Source organism: Paenibacillus chondroitinus NBRC 15376 (assembly GCF_004000765.1).
Lineage (GTDB): Bacteria > Bacillota > Bacilli > Paenibacillales > NBRC-103111 > Paenibacillus_E > Paenibacillus_E chondroitinus.
This window is the reverse complement of sequence record NZ_BILW01000019.1, coordinates 41,514-59,105: the sequence shown is the minus strand read 5'-3', so window position 1 is coordinate 59,105 and position 17,592 is coordinate 41,514. Positions and strand designations below refer to the sequence as shown.

Here is a 17,592-nt window from a genome sequence, read left to right as displayed (position 1 = left end):
AATATACCTGGCAAGCGGTGACGGGCTCTTTTGCGGAAAAGGCATTGCGCAAGGGTGAACGGTTGTTTGAAGTGGAATGACAGCAATGATGATTAGAAACGATAAATGATAAGAACCCGCAACTTCACTTAGTTGCGGGTTCGTTAGTTAAAGCTTTGCAAATCAACAGTCGAAGGGAGTTTTCTTACGATAGACTCTCTCGGGGCGCCCTACGACCCCATAAGTCAAATCTGCGAATACTTCGCCCGAAGAGACCAAATGCTCTAAATAACGTCGTCCTGTCGAACGGCTGACACCAATTTCTTTGGCAATTTGATCTGCGGACATTCCGTGCTCCGCGGCAGAAATCGCTTGCACAATTTTCACTAGTGTTAATTTATCAATGCCTTTGGGAAGATAGGAATTATCAGTACGAGAATCTTTCTTACCTGCCCCCGAAATGAGTCGATCAACATCACTTTGATTAATAGAGCCACTCTGATTAAGACGATTCAGCTCATTGTGAAAGTCCATATATCGCAAGAGCGTTTCCTGCAATCTGTTAAATATTAGGGGTTTCATAATATAATCGAACGCTCCGCTTCGAACGGCTTCTCTTATGGCTTCAACCTCTTTGGCCGCTGTGATCATAATAACGTCGGTATCCCGATAATATTGACGAATATAAGATAGCATGTCCAGTCCATTGGAGCCAGGAAAGTAAACATCCAGTAGAACTAAATTTGGCTTTAAGATATCCAGTTGTTCCTTGGCCTGAATCTCATCAGTAGCGATTCCGACAACGTGAAAGCCGTCTACTTTCTCTATAAACCTTCGGTTGATTTCAGCAATTTTCACATCATCTTCGATAATTAAAACTTCAATTGTGGGGTGTTGGGATTCCAGGATCACGATAAGGACTCCTTTCTGTGGATGTCGGGTGCTTTGGTATGGCGACTGTGAAAATCGTGCCGCATTCCGGGTTATTATGGAAAGTGATATATCCATTAAGCTTGCGTACAGCATGCTGTACTAATGCTAGTCCAATGCCTCTATTCTCACCTGCTTTCGTTGAAAATCCTTTCTCAAACACGGCGTTACCCAATTCGTCGGGAATACCAATTCCGCTATCCTCACATTCGATTATCAAATCCTCACCGAGATCGGTTAAAAATAATTTCACATACGGCATAGTCTGTACTTCCACTGCTAATACTGCTTCCATCGCGTTGTCGATTAAGTTGCCAATAATCGTGATCAATAGATTACGATCGATTTCCTCAGGGATATCTCGGAAAGAGCTCTCGCGATCAATTTCAAAAGTTAGTTTTAATTCCTGCGCATGATTGAATTTGCCAATTAACAACCCCCCGATCATGGGATCAGGTATTTCAGTCATGATGAACTGAACCCAATTCTGGTGCACATCGGATTCTTTGGAGATGAGATCGACAGCCTCTTGATAGGATTCCAGCTGAATGAGTCCGGATATGACATATAACTTGTTAGAGAATTCATGTGTCTGAGCCCGAAGGGCTTCTGCGAAACGTTTTACTTGGGATAGTTCCTCAGCCAATCGGTAAAGCTCGGATTTACTTCGAAAGCTTGAAACGGCACCTGTGACACCGTGTTTTCGGCTTACAATCGGCACGCGATTGACGATGACATCATGATCACCAATGAGCATTTCATGGTCGAAATCGGCTTCTCCTGTACGTACCACCTCGGTCAAGCGGGTGTTCGGAATCACATCCTCAATATGTCTGCCGGTGATTTTTGCACTTAGCGGCAGCTGCATAAGCTGCAAGGCATAGCGGTTCACCATCGTGATGAAGCCATCACGATTTATGGCGATAATTCCTTCGCGAATCGTCTGCAGAATCGCCTGTTTTTCCGTATATAACTCGCCGATTTCCTTGGGCTCAAGTCCATGGATAGAGCTCCGGACGTTACGCGCGATAAGGATTGAACCGATTAGACCGAAAATCAGGACGATAAGGGAAATTACCTCAATGCGCGATTGATAGGTGTAAGTAATAGAATCAATATCTTCCGTAAGAAATCCGACCGATACAATCCCGATTACTTGGTTTTGCTCATCAAAGATAGGCGCCTTACCGCGAAGTGAAGGTCCAAGGGAGCCGATGGCTTTGGAAATAATGGATTGCCCTTCCAAGACAGGACCGTTGTCGCCGCCAACCATTTCTTTCCCGATTCGTTCAGGAAGTGGATGAGAGAAGCGAATCCCTTCGCGATTCCTGACAACGATATATTCGGCATCGATTTTTTCTCGAATCGTTTCAGCAATAGGTTGGATGGTCCTAGATGGGTCAGAAGTTTGAAATGCATGGCGAATGTCAGGCATATTAGCAACAGTTTCAGCAACCTTCAAGGCGCGTGTTCCAATCTGATCTTCAAGTGCCGTGGTCATGATGTAATAAAATATACTGCCTAAAGAGATTATGACGATAGAAAGAAACGAACAAATGATTAATATAAGCTTGGTCTGAAGCCTCATCTTCCTCGCAGGCCTCCTATTTTTGTTTAAATTGTATCATAAAGCGTTATTATTTTGACCGTTATAGGGTAACCAGATCCGTGAACAATATGAACAAAATGGTCAAAACGCTTTTATTACAACTAATCGCCATAAACTTCCCTACCGCTACCTGTAGATGTTATTCTGAAAGCGCTTCAAAGGAAGCGTATACATGACAATTTATTACTTATAACGGAGGGGTTTCATTTGATAAAACAGCTATTATCAGTTTCTTGGAAAGTTACAGCTATTAGCATACTTGCGGTAAGTTTGGCGGCTTGTGGCAACAGCACAGTTAAACCGGCAGCAACAACTTCAGGTTCAACTGATAAATCAAAGGAGACGACAGCTCCTGCAGCTGCAAAATCCAACTATCCTGAAAAAGCGCTGAGCATTATCGCTCCATCAGGCGCAGGCGGCGGCTGGGATATGACAGCCCGTACGATCGCTAAAGTATTAACGGAAACAAAAGCTGTGGATAAACCTGTTTCAGTTGAAAATAAACCGGGTGGCGGCGGTACCGTTTTCATGGCAGAATACGCTACCAAAGATGTGAAAGATAACTACAAGCTGTTCGTCAGCTCGCCTCCAATCCTGATTAATCATCTGAAAAAAGAAGGAAACACACCTTACGGTTACAAGGATACGACGCCGCTAGCCCAATTGACCAAAGATTATGGCGCTGTCGCGGTAGCAGCAAATTCGAAATATAAAGATCTGAAATCCTTACTCGATGATATGAAAGCTGATCCTACCAAGATTACGGTTGCAGGAGGCTCCGCACCTGGCTCCATGGATCATCTGGTTTCGATTCTACCGGCGTTCAAATACGGTATTGACCCCAAAAAAGTGAAATACGTATCCTATGACGGTGGCGGTGAAGCCGTAACGGCATTGTTAGGCGGAAATGCTGATGTGTTGGGTACAGATGCTTCTTCGTTAGATCAATATGTGAAAGCCGGGAAAATCCGTATTCTTGCTATTGCCGCACCTTCCCGTCTTGGCGGCAGCTTGAAAGATATCCCGACGATGAAAGAACAGGGTGTTGATGCCGAGTTTCTCATTTGGCGCGGTTTCTTTGGACCGAAGGACATGACCGCTGACGCAAAAAGATTTTGGGAAGACAGCATTAAGAAAATGGTAGAGTCCGATGCCTGGAAAAAAGAAATGCAAGCAAATAGCTGGGAAACGGATTATAAGAAAGCAGACGATTTCAAAACATTCTTAGGGCAGCAAGAAGCACAACTGAAAGACATGCTAACAGCGCTTGGTATGCAGAAATAAGTGCTGAAGAGACAAGGGAGAAGACGACCTCTTCTCCTTGCTACTTAGGGTAGGAGGCAGAGAAATGAATACTACTTTTGATCGTTATGCAGGCATCGTGTTTTGTGCCATTGGCCTTGCATTTATGATAGGTTCTTTGGGCATTTCAACAAGTGCTTATGGCAGTAATGTAGGCGCAAATATTTTTCCAATGATTTTGGGGGCATTGTTGTCTTTGATGAGTTTCCGTCTTATTTATGAGACTTTCCGTAAGCAACGTACGGAGAAGAGCAAGGAAAATTTGGACTATAAACGATTTATCATTATTTTCATCGCAGCTGTCTTGTATGCGTATTTCCTTGAAGATATTGGATTCGTAATCTCTACGTTTTTGTTCCTGATGATCGGTTTCCAAACGATGCATAAGGGAAGAGTGTGGGTTTCCTTAGTTATTGCTGGTAGTTTCTCCTATGGTGTTTATTATTTGTATGTACATCTGCTGGATGGTTCGCTTCCCGGATTTCCAACATGGTTAGGGGGGGCATAGGATGAGCACGTTGGAATATGTGTTTCATGGTTTAGGTACTGCGATGCAGTGGCACAATGTTGTATTTGTATTTCTCGGTGTCTTGATCGGTACGGTAGTTGGAGTACTCCCTGGTATCGGTCCGATGAGCGGTGTAGCCCTCTTGATACCGATCACGGCAACGATGACAGGTGGCTTAGCTCCGGAAGAAGCGGCTACAAGCTCAATCATTTTGCTAGCAGGGGTGTATTACGGGGCGATGTACGGAGGTTCGACGACGTCGATCCTGTTGAACACGCCAGGAGAATCGTCTTCTGTCGTCACAACTCTGGATGGCTATCAAATGGCTAAACAGGGTAGAGCAGGGGCTGCGCTTGCGATTTCGGCAATCGGTTCCTTTGCGGCCGGCATTATTTCACTGATCGGTCTAATTTTCCTGGCCCGTCCTTTATCTGCGGTAGCCATTAAGTTCGGACCAGCCGAATATTTCTCACTTATGGTGCTCGGATTACTCGCAATCAGCGGGCTTGCAGGTAAATCGATGGTGAAAGCGCTCATGATGACGGCCTTCGGACTCTTACTGGCAACGATTGGTATCGATAACGTGTCTGGCGTGGAACGATTCACGTTCGGCATTCCCGAGTTATATCAAGGCTTGGAGTTCTTGACTGTTGCAGTTGGTACATTTGCTGTAGGTGAAGTATTTAAAACAATTCTTCAACGTGAAGGAAACGACGGCGAGATTGCAAAAATTAATCGGATCATGCCGACGAAGCAAGATATGAAAGACAGTGCGGCACCTATTGCACGTGGTTCTGTCCTCGGATTTTTCATCGGCCTGCTTCCTGGAGCGGGAGCTATCCTTGCCTCTTTCTTTGCTTATATTGTAGAGAAAAAGATTAGCAAAAATCCAGAGAAGTTCGGAAAGGGAGCCATCGAGGGAGTGGCGTCGCCGGAAGCTGCGAATAACGCTGCTTCAGGCGGTGCAATGATTCCGCTTTTGACGCTGGGCATCCCGTCTTCGGGTACGACGGCCATTCTGATGGGTGCTTTTATCATGTACAATGTTCAACCAGGTCCTTTGTTATTCCAGGATCATCCACAACTGGCATGGGGCGTTATTGCAAGTATGTTTGTCGGAAACCTTATGCTCCTAATTCTTAATATGCCTCTTGTTAAAGTGTTTGCCAAAGTAATTGAAACACCTGCGAAGTATTTAATTCCGTTAATTATCGTTTTTTCCGTGTTTGGGGTGTATGCCGTTCAATATTCAACGTTTGATTTGCTGCTCATTATGGGTTGCGGGCTTGTGGGTTATTTCTTGTCCAAAAACGATTACCCTTTAGCACCACTCGTACTAGGTCTTATTCTGGGTCCAATGATGGAAAACAATATGCGCAGAGCGCTTACCATTTCAAACGGCGATTTCATGATCTTTTTGCAAAAACCGGTTTCACTGGTATTTCTCATTATCGGTTTGATTTGGATCACGATCCCGCTGATCCTTAAACTAAAAGGTAAAAATGTGCTTGTGAACGAGGAAGGGTAACTGCATATGAAAAATACAATGGGTGGCAAAAGTATTATTTTACGTCTGGAACTGCTGACAGAGCAGATTCACTTCGGTCAATTGATCACGATGATTACGGAAAACGGTGGGGATGTCATCGCGATTGATGTCATTCAAACAGGAGCGAATTGGACGGTTCGAGACATTACGGTAACAGCATTAGAGCAAACCCAGTTGGACAAAATTGTAGCCAGGATGAAGGATCTCTCCGGTGTGAGACTCATACATGTCTCAGATCGCACATTTTTACTTCATCTCGGCGGCAAAATCGAAATGAAGCCCAAATCGCCCATCCAGAACAGGGATGATTTATCGCGAGTGTACACACCGGATGTCGCCAGAGTCTGTATGGCAATTCATGAAAATGAGGATAACGCCTACAAGTTGACGATCAAGCGGAATACAGTCGCTGTTATCTCTGATGGCAGCGCCGTTCTAGGACTCGGTAACATCGGGCCTTATGCGGCAATGCCTGTTATGGAAGGCAAGGCGATGCTATTCAAGCAGTTTGCTGATGTTGATGCGTTTCCCATTTGTTTGAGCACGCAAAGTACCGATGAAATCGTCACAAGCATCAAGCACATGGCTCCAGGTTTTGGCGGTATAAATTTAGAGGACATTTCTTCGCCTCGATGCTTTGAGATTGAAGAACGGCTCCGGAATGAACTGGATATTCCCGTTTTTCATGACGACCAACATGGCACGGCCGTCGTATTATATGCAGGGCTCATTAACGCTTTGAGAGTAGTCGGCAAACAGATTAATGAGGCTAAAGTTGTCGTATGCGGAGTTGGCGCAGCGGGGATTGCTTGCTCCAACATTTTGCTCGCAGCAGGTGTGAAAGAGTTAATCGGAGTTGACCGGGAAGGCGCGTTGCTACGTACGAAAGAGTACGCTAACCCGATATGGAAGGAGTACGCGAAACGAACGAACCCTAACCTGCGATCAGGTTCCCTGCATGAAGTCATCGAAGGAGCAGATGTGTTCATTGGCTTGTCAGCTGGGGGCTTACTGAAAAGGGGAGATGTGGAACGAATGGCGGCAAATCCTGTCGTGTTCGTCATGGCGAATCCAACGCCTGAAATTCATCCGGATGAAATCGAAGATATCGCCGGTGTCATTGCAACAGGGCGGTCGGATTTTCCGAATCAAATTAACAACGTACTTTGCTTTCCAGGTATTTTTCGAGCGGCCTTGGATTGCCAAGCATCTACAATCAATGAAGAGATGAAGCTAGCTGCCTCCTCAGCGATTGCTTCCGTAGTAACGCAGCAAGAACTAAACAAGCTTTATATCATTCCAAGTGTGTTTAATCAAGAAGTCGTTAGACGTATTCGGGAAGCTGTCATTCATGCAGCTATTCAAACTGGTGTGGCAAGGCGGATCCCCCGTGAGTTTCGCCAGGTAGATAAATCTGTCTGAGCAACGACGAAACTAGATTGGAGAGGTTGGCATGGGTGGTCTGGAAACAAAAGCCATTATAGAAATCAATCAAGCAGCGAATCAATTCCAATCCAGTATTGTCATTCAGGTTGGCATGAGATTTATTGATGTGAAAAGCATTCTTGGTCTGAGTGTTACGCTGTTCAACAATCAAACGTACAAGCTTGATATTCAAGGTCCTGATGAAGAAGAGGCAAAAGAAGTCCTAACAAGGATCTTTGACAAACACGGTCTTAAGATAACTTTAAGATAAGCGCATGAAAATTTTAATTAGTTTCATCTGATGGAAGTGCTGACGCAATTGTAGCAGTGTGGTTTCCAACAACGCATAAAGATTACTTTGATAAATTCGCCGGCAAATTTGAAGATTTGGGACCGAACTTGAACGGTACGAAGCTAGGATTAGTTGTTCCAACGTACATGAAATATCGAATCGATCGCTGATTTGAATACAAAATAATGAAGTACAAGAAGAGCCGGTGATGAACTGGCTCTTCTTGTACTTCGCTTTTCCTATGAATATTATTATTCGATTCAGAAAAGAGAGTATCTGCCTCCGAACTCTGGATGTTTTGGAGTGATAAATTAGGAAAATTAATCATCATAAATTTTTCGAAGTCGCCCATGGTTATAGGTCCTGGCATGTGGCATTAACTCATATCCCAGCTCGCCATTGGCTTCAATAGTCCCTGATTTGACATCATTAATACGACTGATACCTGCCATTCGCAAACGTTTCTCTAAATCTTCGGTACTTGGTGTTTTTGTCTTGCCATGCGGAATTTAAGGGACAAGGTGATCGTATAGAAACTGATCATGTAATCCTCCGCGGATGATCCCTTCTCTTTCATAACCATTTCAGGAATATTTAATGACCTGACACAATATGGAGCAAGATTTGGGATGGAGGGGGATAAATTCTAATTTTTTTCAAATCCCAAAAAATTTCGATATTCTCTTGGCGTTAACCCATATACTTTTTTAAAAGACTTAGTAAAATGCGGGTAATCCGTGTAGCCGACAAGCTCAGGAATCTCATATGCTTTATATTCTGGATTGGATAATAATTGTTTAGCTATCTCCATTCGGTATTGAATTAAATAGTGTGAAAAAGATATCCCAACGCTTTGCTTAAATATGTGGCTAAGGTATCCCACAGAGAGATTGACATGGTCTGCAACTATTTGCAGAGACAATTCATTATTCTTAAAATTATTCTCTATATAGCTCATAGCTCGTTTTATATTGTAATGTGCGCTAAAATTCCGGTTTTCCCGGATTGCTTGAATCAATGAAGAGATATAAGAGTTATTGTAAAGTTTTAATTCATTGATAGTAACTATTGTATTTTGAATGTTTTGTTTATCTACTTCAGGAAAATTCATTCCTCCATAATTTTGAAGCTGGACGAACACCTGTTGCATTGCGGTACGTCTGGGGCGCTTTTGCCGAATATGTGTGCTGCACGCCGTTCTCCCTTAAGGTGCTCCCGAAGGAACTTCCGCTAATCGAAGGTTCCTTGATCGAAGTGCTTCCCGGTATCATTCACGCTGCCGAACTCGGAGATATCTCTCCTAATAAAAACGTACTAATAACAGGGCAAGGCGTAAGCGGGCTCGTCATGACGCAAGTGGTGAGTATGTTTAGTCCGAAAAATTTGGTCGTTACCGATATATTCGATGAGAAATTAGCTCTCGCTCGAAAATATGGGGCAACTCATACGTATAAGATGCCGCATGAACATGCGAGCACAATGGATATTGTCGGTGCTGACTTCCCGGATGGTTTCGATGTTGTCATCCCTTGCCTGCTGGAAGGTGACGGTATGGTAGATGCGATCAATGCTGCAGCACAGAATGGGCGTATCGTCATGTATGGCTGTATCGGCACTTGCCATGCCCCTGTCGATTTTTTTAAAGTTCATAAAAAGCGTTTGGACATCTTCTCTACGGAGCCGAAGCGGGATATCGACAACAGGCGATACTTCGACGAGGGATTACGCCTCGTATTGGACGGTTTGGTAAATACGGAAGAAATGATCACACACGTCGTTCCGCTGGCCGAAGTGGCACGCGCCTTTCAGCTCAGAAATGAGCATAAGGGAGATACGATTCACGTCATGATTGACTGCGAAGTGAAATAAACAATAACGTTCTGAATTAAAAAGGCGTGCACTCATTGAGAGTGCACGCTTTTCTAATTTCTTCCTAAATGGGGAAACCATTTATTCGTATAGACGGAAGCAGTAGGGACCAGTTGAACTAGAGTTCCATTTGTAATGTCGTCATGGCCCTTTATTCTAAAATTATCTAAAATTGTAAAGGCATTTACTTTCAAAATAAACTCACAAAATGGTTCAGTACTGGTCAACTTTACATAAATCGAATTACAATCCAGCTCACGGAGAATAGGCTATCCCTCAGTCATTTTAATGACTGAGGGATAGCCCTTCATTTTTTTGTAACAAATAGAAACCGTTCTTTAGTAAAAAGGAGAGCTAAATAACATTACCAGCGTGTAACGGAGCTATTGTTCATCATTCTCCTTTTTGAGCTGCTTTCGCTCGACATGGGCCGCTCCCCATTGATGTAAGGATTCCAGAATCGGAGACAGGCTCTTGCCGTATTCCGTGATGGAGTATTCCACTTTCGGAGGGATCTGCGGATAAATAACGCGTTTAACGAGATCTTCCTCCTCCAATTCGCGTAGATGGAGCGTAAGCATTCTTTGCGTGATACCGGGCAGCAATCTTCTAAGCTCATTGAACCGCAGTGGTTTGCCTTGAAGCAAATGATAAAGGATAATCGGCTTCCACTTGCCTACGATTGAATCCAGCGCCGCAACGAATTGACATTGGACAGGGTTCTTTTGCATTCGTTGACCTCCGTTACAGTACCTTTTTTAATACTATACCACATTATTGTGCCTACTTTAAATAAGTAAGTGCATATTGTATGATCAATTCAGGAAGTGTACTCAATCTGATTACAGAAAGGAAGTTTTGATTTATGGCAACTGTATTGTACATCACCGCACATCCCCTTGATCCTGAGGAATCTTTTAGCCTCGCGGTAGGCAAAGAATTTATTGAAGCATACCGTGAAGCTAACCCAACAGATGAAGTTGTTCATTTGGATCTATACAAAGAGAATATTCCGCAATTCGATGCAGATGTTTTGCGTGGTTGGGAAAAGCTTCGGTCGGGTTTGTCTTTTAATCAACTGTCCGAAGCTGAGCAATCCAAAGTAGCTCGTCTTGACGCGATTGTCGATCAATACGTGGCAGCAGATAAGTATGTGTATGTTTCCCCCATGTGGAATTTCTCGATCCCGCCGGTTTTGAAAGCATACACGGATGCGACATCAATTCCGGGCAAGACGTTTAAATATACCAAGAATGGACCTGAAGGTTTGTTGTCCGGTAAGAAAGCCTTGCACATTCAAGCTAGCGGTTCCGTTTATTCGGAAGGTCCTCTTGCTGAAGTTGAAATGGGATATACCTATCTGAAAAAGATTTTGCAGTTCTATGGGATTCAATCTATGGAGGCCATTTTTGTTGAAGGAACGGCATCATCCGAGCGAGCTCCAGCCATTAAAGAAAAGGCTATTGCTCATGCTAAGGAAGTTGCCAAACGTTTCTAATAAGGGGTTTGACATCATTCTTGGATTCTCAAAACTTTAATAGGTGACTTTGACTAGACACACGATACTGATCACAGGTCAGACAGCGGCGGAACGGAAGAAGCATTTCCAGAGGTGCAGGTCAGCGCACCTGACGGACGTCTTCTGCATTGGACGGACGATTTGCTAGAAGAGCTCGGGGGATTTCCGAACCGCTCAATTTCACTGAAGCAGTATCGTAGGCAGCAGTTTTATATAGTGTTAAACTCTGGTTTTTTATTTCTCAGATTTTAAACCTAAATTAAAGGGTATGCTGCCTCATAGCATGGATTCGAAAAAAAGCGCCTACTAGTTCCTGATAACTTAGGGGCATAAACCTCCGGCTGATATCGATAAAAAATAACTATATAAAAAAAGCTTAAAGCCTCTACTACATCGAGGATTTAAGCTTTTTTGGCCATTCATTGCTATCCTGCGTAAAGGTAGAGGCTTAGGATATTAGAACTCCTGCGCAGTGGGACGCAGAACGATTTCGTTGATATCGACTTCCATCGGCTGCTCGATGGCAAAGGCGATGGCTCGCGCCACAGCGCTAGCGGGGATGGCGATTTTGTAGAAATCCAACACGGCCGATTGTGATGTGCCCGTAGTACTGAACTTTAGGTCGCTTTCCACAGCCCCGGGTTCGATAGACGTTACTCGTACCTTATCACCGACTTCATGACGCAGACCTTCTGAAATCGCGCGCACCGCAAATTTCGTGCCCGAATAGACGGTACCACCGGGAGAAAAGACCTTAACCCCGGCAACCGAGCTAATGTTGATGATATGGCCGCTTTTTTGTGCAAGGAAGCCAGGAAGAGTGGCTGCGATCCCGTACAGAACTCCCCTGAGATTGATGTCGATCATCGCATCCCACTCGTCGGTGTTCACTTCAGCCATGGGCCGAATTGGCATAAGGCCGGCATTGTTGACAAGTACGTCAAGTTTGCCGAAATCCGAAATGATTGCATCTACAACAGACTTGAACTGCAACTTATCGACCACATCCAGCACATAGGCGTTTGATTTGCCTCCAGCGGCCTTTATCTGTTCAACCACCTGGTCGAGCTTGTCCTTTCGGCGCGCAGCAACAGCGACAATCGCTCCCTGGGATGCAAGAAGGCGTGCGGTCTCTGCTCCAAGACCAGTACCGCCACCAGTGATGAGTACTACCTTGTTCTTAATACCTCCGCTCATGCCATATCTCCTCTATTTATCAAATAAAATGTCTAACAAATATAAGTTACTCAACGAATGCTAGGATTATTAGCATGCCCACATTTACAATTTTTTCTAGTTGGGTCCACATTCAGAAAGCCTGATTCAAAAGATGTGAAGCTTTATTTCCATCAGACAGAGACACTAAGGTATAATAAAAAATAAATAGAAGAAAGAGAGTGTTGACCAAATACGACTGTTGTAATTTTGGAGTGCAGCTTGAACAATAAAGGAGGCTGTATCGATGAATGTCCGTTTAAACTGGATTTCAGCAGGTGAATTGGAAGCGCTTAAGCTAGCGGGCAAAAAGGTTATTCGAGGTGGTATCGCTGTCTTTTATCATGAGGAGCAAGTATATGCCGTTGACAACCGGTGCCCGCATTTAGGGTTCCCTCTGCATATGGGGAGCTTGTGCGACGGGATTTTGACGTGCCATTGGCATCATGCCCGGTTTGATGTCTGCAGCGGCGGTACGCTTGATCCGTGGGCAGACGATGTTCCATCTTATGAAGTACGCGTCGATGACGGCGAAGTATGGGTAAATCCGGTTTCAAGAAGGGTAGAAGGTGCGGAAAAATATAAGCATAGACTGAAAGAAGGACTCGAGCAAAATATCGGCATCGTTATTGCGAAAGCGGTTGTCGGACTGATCGAAGCTGGGGTACCGGAGCGGGACATCGCCCGCATTGGCATTGAATTTGGAACGACATATGGAACGGGCTGGAACGCTGGACTTACGATACTCACAGCGATGACGCAAATCGTTAATAAGCTTGACAAAAATGGGAAAATACTCGCTTTATACCAAGGCCTTGTTCATGTTGCTCGAGGCAGCTCGGGCAGAGGAACCCGCCATTTGCTTTCGCCGCTGCCATCGACTGAGGTGCCGTTGGAACGGTTGACAGCGTGGTATCGCAGCTGCATCGAGGTGCGGGATACGCAGGGCGCTGAGAAAGTGCTAATGACCGCCATTATGAAAGGCGTTAACACGAAGCAGCTTTCGGACATGATGCTTGCCTCCGCAACAGATCACTTTTATTTGGATGGCGGCCACGTGTTTGATTTCCATAACAAAGCTTTTGAAGCGCTGGAGTGGGCGGATGTGTCACAAAGGGAACGGATTTTAACTTCGCTCGTCCCAATGATGGCTAGTCCGACACGAAGCGAGGAGCTGCACCAGTGGCAAGCACCGATTAACCTCGTAGAGCCGATCAAGCAAGCGATCACTGAGCTGGAGGATAGTGCGAAGTTGGCTGCTGGGGCAAGGCAGAAGTCAACTCTTGCTGTGGAAATGGAACAACAATTGCTCCAGCAGTTATTGAGCGATACGCCGGAGCAGACGATCACTCTGCTGCGCGACCTGTTGATGGCGGGAACGGTTCCGGCACAGTTGGCACAGATCGTTGCTTTGGCCGCCGCGGAACGGATCGTTCATTTCCATACGCAGAATGATTTTCGCGATTGGATTGCAGTACTTCACACGTTCACCTATGCTCACGCCGTGCATGAGAGGCTGCTGCAATCGGATGAACCGCTGCTGCAGCGGGCGATTTTTCATGGAGCTGTCAGCGTATATCTGGACCGCTTCTTAAACGTGCCGACAGCCGCTCGGCCGAAGCCGTCTGGCTCCGCAGCCCCAGCCGATCATCAGGAGATGCTCGATTTGCTCGATCTGCGCCAACAGGTTGGACCAGCTGCGCAATGGGTTGTGGATTACATTCATGGTAGTGGCGATCCAGGAGCACTTCTTAATACGCTTGGCCATGCGTTGCTGCGAGAGGATGCTGAATTCCATTCTTTCCAAATGTATGAAGCCTCAATGGCCGAATACAATCACTGGCAATCGGTGACAGGCTCTTTTGCGGATAAGGCCAAAGAAACGATGCTGCTCGCCTGTACGCGTTATCTGGCCGCACATGCGCCAACCGCGCGCGAGCTCCCGCATACGGCCAAAATTGCTTGGAGACTGCATAAAGGTGAACGGTTGTTTGAAGAGGATTGACAGAAGATACGACGGCAGCCGGCACTGATCGGCTGCCGTTGTCCTCTAACAGAGATAATGTGCCCTCATTCACTCAACTCACGTATTGCGCTTGCAAATCTGGCTATCCCCAGTTTAATCTCCTCGGGCTTCGTTCTGGCGAATGTAAACCGCACGTAACCGGAATCTGAACCATAAACACTCCCGGGTACAAAGATAATTCCTTTCTTAATGCATTCTTCCAACAATTTAGCGTCCGGAATATTCGGGATCAATTTGCACCAAAAATGCAACCCCCCTTCTGGCGCCGCGTATTCGACTAGGCCTGAAAGCTCCTGCTCCAGTGCTTCGATAAGTAAATCCCGTTTAAATTGAAGTTGGATACGCAATCGCTCCAAATGGGGATCTAAATAAGAGGACTGTAAAAATTGCCCCGCTACTAGTTGCGGAATGATGCTTAATCCAAAATCCATCTGTTGTCTGGCATCGGCTAGTCGCTCCACAATGGAACGAGGCGCTACCATCCAGCCTATCCGTAAGCCGGAGGCTGCGATCTTGGAAAATGAGCCTATGTATAAAATTGAACCCATACTATCCATTGATTTGAGTGGCAAAGGAGGGGAACCCTCATAAGAGGTTAAGCTGTATGGATCATCTTCCACAACAGGAAGTCCTAATTCACTAATAATTTCAAGAAGACGTTTGCGCCTTTCTTCACTTAGTACCGTTCCCGTTGGGTTCTGGTAGCTCGGATTCAAGAACACCATCTTAATTCGATGTTTTTTGTATAAAGCGCGAATATCTTCTGGTTCTATGCCATGATTGTCGACCGGAAGTCGGAACAAACGAAGCCCAGCCGATTGAAACATAGGCAGCGAATAGCAGTAGGAAGGATCTTCAATAGCCACTGCATCACCAGGTGACAGCAGACATTGCGTGATTAAATATAACGATTGCTGGGATCCCGATGTGATAAGAATGGAGGATTCCGTTGTTCGAATGCTTCGATAATTGTTCAGAAATTCTACTAAAGCCTCTCTTAATAGAGTTGAACCCTGAGGGTTATCGTAACCCATATAGGACGTATATGCGTTTCTACTCATTAATGTAGCTATTTCATCTGTGGGTGCTAAATCTGCCGATAGTTCAGGACTCGCAAAATCAATCAGCGATGGATTTTGGGCTAACGCTTCGCGGATCCTTCGCAAAAAGGGCAGGTTCGGAAGAAAGCTTCCTCCTTCGGCAAACCGACTCCAGTTCGGAGTGTGCTTTGGAGTGGCTCCCCATTTGGACGTACTTACCTGAGTCCCGCTGCCAGTGCGGCTTTCGATAATCCCAAGGGATCGAAGTTCGGCGAAGGCAGAAATGACGGTGCTGCGGTTCACTTCAAATTGTTCAGCAAGCTTCCGCTCAGATGGCAGAAAACTGCCTGGAGGAAATTCCCCATATGAAATTCTTTGCTCTAGATGGTCGGCAATTTGCTCGTAAAGAGCTTTTTTACTATTGCGATCAGGTTTCCACATCTTAATATCCCCTTGAATATTCAATCAAACCGCACAAATTTTACATTTATAATACCATTTATCTACGGAAAATAATCGAATTTTTTGTCTTTATCAGTTAGCATTCTGTGAACAAGGGCGGTTAGTGGATGGCGTAAAAAATGAGTGATTGGTTGGTTACATTCTCCCATTTCGATTTTATGATAGTAATCAGAATGATGGATCATGTCATAAAAGTTGAAAGGAGATGGAGCATATGGCAGCTTTGATATCTTTTATTTTGCTTTGTAGTGCGATTATTGCAAGTCCTTTGCTTGTCGCCATAGGAGGCGCATTTCTCATCCGTAAAGATGAACTTGATAATGCGAATGGTAAATTTTAAAGTAGCTGTAAAAAGGATTAACTAATTTGTCCAATGGGTGGATTCGATAAAAAACAGTTCATTGAAACCTTTTCTAATTCTCTCTAATAGCTTTGATCGTACAAGGCCCTCATTTATGGGGGCCTTGTATCTATTGGTTTATTCCCACGAGGCAAATTCATCAGACAACAATTTCGTAAATACCAATGCCAATTAAAATAAGACCTCCTATTGCATTTGAGTACCGGCCAAACCATGTTTGAGCGATTTGTTTTCCAACACGGACACCTAATGCAACGGTAAGTAGTGAAAACACTCCGATCGATAAAGTTGTTCCCAAAGCGGATACTCCAGTAACACCAGCCCCAAATCCACTAGCTATACAGTTCAGAGCGAGAGCTAGCCCAAGCGTCCAAGATTCTGTCCACGAAATAATATTATCACCATTACGGTCCACCCTAGCAGGATTCTTAAGTAAGTTGGCCAATTCGCTTGATGTTTCAGTTGGTCCAATCGCGTTCATTTCTTTTATGTTTGTTTTTATGCTCCATAAACCAATGATGATAATCATGCTTCCACCAATCCAGTTTGCAAAAGCAGGCGGTATATAATTAGCAACGAGATGCCCAAATGTTATTGAAGCGTAGGCAGATATTATCGACAGAATTGCAATAAGCAGATTGGAACTAAAGGGAATTTTGGTGGAGCGAGCACCAAATGAAAAGCCTATTCCAAGATTATCTAAATTTGCTGCGAGACCGATACCCAAAATGCTGAGCCAATGCATCTATCTCTCCTCCAAACCGGACTTGAATGATAATTAAAGATATGCGGTGTTCTCTTTATAGGTTCCTGCCTATAGTTTGTTGAAATTTTCGGTTGGGGCGCAGTTTCTGAGGGAATGATAAGTCAGTGAAAATCTAAAAGGAGGTAGTCTACACATGGATTTATCCTGGCACTTGAGGGATTTATTGAAATAAATGGCGAGCTTGGTTATTAATAATGAAAAAGAGAGGTGGGTTCATCTTGATATATATTTATAATGATTTCGGGGGCACACATACGACAGCTTTGGCTGCAGCGTATCATCTCAAGAAATTGGACGAAACTCGCAAGCCCACGGAAAATGAAATATTGAATACGCATAATTTCAATAAATTGGTGTACCAGGACAGAGGAAAGCTATACTTTCACGGCAAGGATGAGGATGGCAATAAGGTCTATACAATGGGGAGAGGCAGATCTAAAATCCTGGTTCCCGGCATTTTTAATGTGTTTGATATGTTGATGGAAAATGAGCTTCTCAATGAAAAAATAATTTTATCCAATACGTCTCCAACTGTGCCTTTTTCGATGACATGTGGTGGGATGCTGTCACGATGGCTAAAGATTGATTTTTTAGGCGTACCTTTATTAGTAATAGGGGCTAAACAAGCGTATCAAGACATTATTAATCTTGTTCATTATACAAAACAAACGGCACATTCCTCTAAAACACAGATAATTATGTTAGAAAATAAAAATTTCAAATAAAAAGCCTAGCATATA

Annotated in this window: 19 protein-coding genes; 11 read left to right on the top strand and 8 right to left on the bottom strand. The window is 44.5% G+C overall.

The genetic code is table 11. The annotated features are described in order from the left end of the window. Nucleotides 1-162: 162 nt before the first annotated feature. Nucleotides 163-888 carry a response regulator gene (locus PCH02S_RS20685; protein ID WP_127455896.1) on the bottom strand — a complete coding sequence of 242 codons (726 nt, stop codon included), beginning with the start codon at nucleotides 886-888 and terminating at the stop codon, nucleotides 163-165. Continuing rightward, on the bottom strand, nucleotides 860-2,497 hold the full coding sequence (locus PCH02S_RS20680) for an ATP-binding protein (protein WP_127455848.1): 1,638 nt from the start codon (nucleotides 2,495-2,497) through the stop codon (nucleotides 860-862). Before PCH02S_RS20680 ends, PCH02S_RS20685 begins: the two co-directional genes overlap by 29 nt. A gap of 228 nt (nucleotides 2,498-2,725) precedes the next feature. Between PCH02S_RS20680 and PCH02S_RS20675 the strand changes: the two genes are divergently transcribed. The 6 genes from PCH02S_RS20675 (at nucleotide 2,726) to PCH02S_RS20650 (ending at nucleotide 7,764) form a co-directional block, all read left to right on the top strand. Continuing rightward, nucleotides 2,726-3,802, top strand: a complete 1,077-nt coding sequence (locus PCH02S_RS20675) for a Bug family tripartite tricarboxylate transporter substrate binding protein (protein WP_127455847.1) — start codon at nucleotides 2,726-2,728, stop codon at nucleotides 3,800-3,802. Nucleotides 3,803-3,866: 64 nt separating this feature from the next. Continuing rightward, nucleotides 3,867-4,328, top strand: a complete 462-nt coding sequence (locus tag PCH02S_RS20670; protein WP_127455846.1) for a tripartite tricarboxylate transporter TctB family protein — start codon at nucleotides 3,867-3,869, stop codon at nucleotides 4,326-4,328. A gap of 1 nt (nucleotide 4,329) precedes the next feature. Next, the gene (locus PCH02S_RS20665) at nucleotides 4,330-5,856 is read left to right on the top strand and encodes a tripartite tricarboxylate transporter permease (protein WP_127455845.1); all 1,527 of its coding nucleotides are present in this window, start codon (nucleotides 4,330-4,332) and stop codon (nucleotides 5,854-5,856) included. 6 nt (nucleotides 5,857-5,862) lie between these two features. Continuing rightward, entirely contained in the window at nucleotides 5,863-7,299 is a 1,437-nt protein-coding gene (locus PCH02S_RS20660) for an NAD-dependent malic enzyme (protein ID WP_127455844.1), read from the top strand. A 31-nt stretch (nucleotides 7,300-7,330) separates the two neighbouring features. Further along, nucleotides 7,331-7,573, top strand: coding sequence for an HPr family phosphocarrier protein (locus PCH02S_RS20655; RefSeq protein WP_127455843.1), 243 nt, complete (start codon nucleotides 7,331-7,333; stop codon nucleotides 7,571-7,573). A gap of 56 nt (nucleotides 7,574-7,629) precedes the next feature. Next, entirely contained in the window at nucleotides 7,630-7,764 is a 135-nt protein-coding gene (locus PCH02S_RS20650) for a glycine betaine ABC transporter substrate-binding protein (protein WP_307719943.1), read from the top strand. 150 nt (nucleotides 7,765-7,914) lie between these two features. Here PCH02S_RS20650 and PCH02S_RS37025 read toward each other — a convergent pair whose 3' ends face one another. Next, nucleotides 7,915-8,103: a YetF domain-containing protein gene (locus PCH02S_RS37025; protein ID WP_407670112.1), complete on the bottom strand. Its 189-nt coding sequence runs from the start codon at nucleotides 8,101-8,103 to the stop codon at nucleotides 7,915-7,917. Between the two features lie 137 nt (nucleotides 8,104-8,240). After that, nucleotides 8,241-8,705 carry a helix-turn-helix domain-containing protein gene (locus PCH02S_RS20640; protein WP_164819648.1) on the bottom strand — a complete coding sequence of 155 codons (465 nt, stop codon included), beginning with the start codon at nucleotides 8,703-8,705 and terminating at the stop codon, nucleotides 8,241-8,243. Nucleotides 8,706-8,743: 38 nt separating this feature from the next. Here PCH02S_RS20640 and PCH02S_RS20635 point away from each other — a divergent pair, with 38 nt between their 5' ends. Then, nucleotides 8,744-9,463: a zinc-binding dehydrogenase gene (locus tag PCH02S_RS20635; protein WP_246069186.1), complete on the top strand. Its 720-nt coding sequence runs from the start codon at nucleotides 8,744-8,746 to the stop codon at nucleotides 9,461-9,463. Between the two features lie 383 nt (nucleotides 9,464-9,846). Here the strand turns inward: PCH02S_RS20635 and PCH02S_RS20630 are convergent, their stop codons facing one another. After that, a complete protein-coding gene (locus tag PCH02S_RS20630; RefSeq protein ID WP_127455840.1) occupies nucleotides 9,847-10,194 on the bottom strand; it encodes a winged helix-turn-helix transcriptional regulator in 348 nt (115 codons plus the stop codon). A gap of 134 nt (nucleotides 10,195-10,328) precedes the next feature. On the opposite strand from PCH02S_RS20630, the gene PCH02S_RS20625 reads away from it, so the two are divergent. Next, nucleotides 10,329-10,961 carry an FMN-dependent NADH-azoreductase gene (locus PCH02S_RS20625; RefSeq protein ID WP_127455839.1) on the top strand — a complete coding sequence of 211 codons (633 nt, stop codon included), beginning with the start codon at nucleotides 10,329-10,331 and terminating at the stop codon, nucleotides 10,959-10,961. A 477-nt stretch (nucleotides 10,962-11,438) separates the two neighbouring features. Here PCH02S_RS20625 and PCH02S_RS20620 read toward each other — a convergent pair whose 3' ends face one another. Further along, nucleotides 11,439-12,179, bottom strand: a complete 741-nt coding sequence (locus PCH02S_RS20620; protein WP_127455838.1) for an SDR family oxidoreductase — start codon at nucleotides 12,177-12,179, stop codon at nucleotides 11,439-11,441. 265 nt (nucleotides 12,180-12,444) lie between these two features. Between PCH02S_RS20620 and PCH02S_RS20615 the strand changes: the two genes are divergently transcribed. Then, on the top strand, nucleotides 12,445-14,202 hold the full coding sequence (locus tag PCH02S_RS20615; RefSeq protein WP_127455837.1) for a Rieske (2Fe-2S) protein: 1,758 nt from the start codon (nucleotides 12,445-12,447) through the stop codon (nucleotides 14,200-14,202). A gap of 65 nt (nucleotides 14,203-14,267) precedes the next feature. On the opposite strand, the gene pdxR is transcribed toward PCH02S_RS20615, so the two are convergent. Next, on the bottom strand, nucleotides 14,268-15,704 hold the full coding sequence (gene pdxR / locus PCH02S_RS20610; protein ID WP_127455836.1) for a MocR-like pyridoxine biosynthesis transcription factor PdxR: 1,437 nt from the start codon (nucleotides 15,702-15,704) through the stop codon (nucleotides 14,268-14,270). A gap of 235 nt (nucleotides 15,705-15,939) precedes the next feature. Here pdxR and PCH02S_RS36745 point away from each other — a divergent pair, with 235 nt between their 5' ends. Further along, nucleotides 15,940-16,065: a hypothetical protein gene (locus PCH02S_RS36745; protein WP_268597060.1), complete on the top strand. Its 126-nt coding sequence runs from the start codon at nucleotides 15,940-15,942 to the stop codon at nucleotides 16,063-16,065. Between the two features lie 160 nt (nucleotides 16,066-16,225). Here PCH02S_RS36745 and PCH02S_RS20605 read toward each other — a convergent pair whose 3' ends face one another. Then, nucleotides 16,226-16,831, bottom strand: coding sequence for a manganese efflux pump (locus tag PCH02S_RS20605; RefSeq protein WP_127455835.1), 606 nt, complete (start codon nucleotides 16,829-16,831; stop codon nucleotides 16,226-16,228). Between the two features lie 239 nt (nucleotides 16,832-17,070). On the opposite strand from PCH02S_RS20605, the gene PCH02S_RS20600 reads away from it, so the two are divergent. Beyond that, nucleotides 17,071-17,577 carry a DUF3189 family protein gene (locus PCH02S_RS20600; RefSeq protein ID WP_127455834.1) on the top strand — a complete coding sequence of 169 codons (507 nt, stop codon included), beginning with the start codon at nucleotides 17,071-17,073 and terminating at the stop codon, nucleotides 17,575-17,577. The last annotated feature ends 15 nt before the right edge of the window (nucleotides 17,578-17,592 follow it).

What these genes read in the sequence shown, in the direction of transcription:
- PCH02S_RS20680 (WP_127455848.1), bottom strand. Translation starts at nt 2,497, where the DNA reads ATGAGGCTTCAGACCAAGCTTATATTAATCATTTGTTCGTTTCTTTCT.
- PCH02S_RS20670 (WP_127455846.1), top strand. Translation starts at nt 3,867, where the DNA reads ATGAATACTACTTTTGATCGTTATGCAGGCATCGTGTTTTGTGCCATT.
- PCH02S_RS20665 (WP_127455845.1), top strand. Translation starts at nt 4,330, where the DNA reads ATGAGCACGTTGGAATATGTGTTTCATGGTTTAGGTACTGCGATGCAG.
- PCH02S_RS20660 (WP_127455844.1), top strand. Translation starts at nt 5,863, where the DNA reads ATGAAAAATACAATGGGTGGCAAAAGTATTATTTTACGTCTGGAACTG.
- PCH02S_RS20655 (WP_127455843.1), top strand. Translation starts at nt 7,331, where the DNA reads ATGGGTGGTCTGGAAACAAAAGCCATTATAGAAATCAATCAAGCAGCG.
- PCH02S_RS20640 (WP_164819648.1), bottom strand. Translation starts at nt 8,705, where the DNA reads ATGAATTTTCCTGAAGTAGATAAACAAAACATTCAAAATACAATAGTT.
- PCH02S_RS20630 (WP_127455840.1), bottom strand. Translation starts at nt 10,194, where the DNA reads ATGCAAAAGAACCCTGTCCAATGTCAATTCGTTGCGGCGCTGGATTCA.
- PCH02S_RS20625 (WP_127455839.1), top strand. Translation starts at nt 10,329, where the DNA reads ATGGCAACTGTATTGTACATCACCGCACATCCCCTTGATCCTGAGGAA.
- PCH02S_RS20620 (WP_127455838.1), bottom strand. Translation starts at nt 12,179, where the DNA reads ATGAGCGGAGGTATTAAGAACAAGGTAGTACTCATCACTGGTGGCGGT.
- PCH02S_RS20615 (WP_127455837.1), top strand. Translation starts at nt 12,445, where the DNA reads ATGAATGTCCGTTTAAACTGGATTTCAGCAGGTGAATTGGAAGCGCTT.
- pdxR (WP_127455836.1), bottom strand. Translation starts at nt 15,704, where the DNA reads ATGTGGAAACCTGATCGCAATAGTAAAAAAGCTCTTTACGAGCAAATT.
- PCH02S_RS36745 (WP_268597060.1), top strand. Translation starts at nt 15,940, where the DNA reads ATGGCAGCTTTGATATCTTTTATTTTGCTTTGTAGTGCGATTATTGCA.
- PCH02S_RS20605 (WP_127455835.1), bottom strand. Translation starts at nt 16,831, where the DNA reads ATGCATTGGCTCAGCATTTTGGGTATCGGTCTCGCAGCAAATTTAGAT.